The 573-nt window shown below is 63.4% G+C and carries 1 protein-coding gene; it reads right to left on the reverse strand.

The features are described from left to right. Positions 1 to 91 precede the first annotated feature (91 nt). Positions 92 to 481, reverse strand: coding sequence for a 30S ribosomal protein S11 (rpsK, locus tag EN781_RS33775; RefSeq protein WP_006205444.1), 390 nt, complete (start codon positions 479 to 481; stop codon positions 92 to 94). Between the last annotated feature and the right edge of the window lie 92 nt (positions 482 to 573).

A 573-nucleotide genomic window follows, 5' to 3' on the forward strand; every position in this document is an offset into this window, starting at 1 on the left:
TCCGTTGCCCCGCCACCATCCAATCGTGGCGGGCGACCTGGAATGCCGCGGAGGAACACTTTTTGGCGTTCGCGCGGCGTTCGATAGTTCCTTAGACGCGGCGCTTCTTGCGCGGGCGGCAGCCATTGTGCGGGATCGGCGTCACATCACGGATCGAGGTGATGGTGAAGCCGGCGGCCTGCAGCGCGCGCAGCGCCGATTCACGACCGGAGCCAGGTCCGCAGACCTCGACCTCGAGCATGCGCATGCCGTGTTCCTGCGCCTTCTTGGCGACATCCTCGGCGGCCATCTGGGCGGCGAACGGGGTCGACTTACGCGAACCCTTGAAGCCCTGGGCGCCGGCCGACGACCAGGCGATAGAATTGCCCTGCGCGTCGGTGATGGTGATCATCGTGTTGTTGAAGGTCGAATTGACGTGGGCAACGCCCGACGAGATGTTCTTGCGTTCGCGACGGCGAACACGAGCGGCTTCCTTGGCCATGGTAGTCCTTTCAGTTGATCTCTACACCGCCGTAGTGCCAGCGGCTCCACCTTGCTAAGGGAGTAGGGGAATAGGGAAGTAAGGGAGTTGGG

The sequence above is a fragment of the Mesorhizobium sp. M4A.F.Ca.ET.090.04.2.1 genome (assembly GCF_003999085.1).
Lineage (GTDB): Bacteria > Pseudomonadota > Alphaproteobacteria > Rhizobiales > Rhizobiaceae > Mesorhizobium.

Excerpts from the sequence above, each read along its gene's own strand:
- rpsK (WP_006205444.1), bottom strand. The coding sequence starts at position 481 with ATGGCCAAGGAAGCCGCTCGTGTTCGCCGTCGCGAACGCAAGAACATC.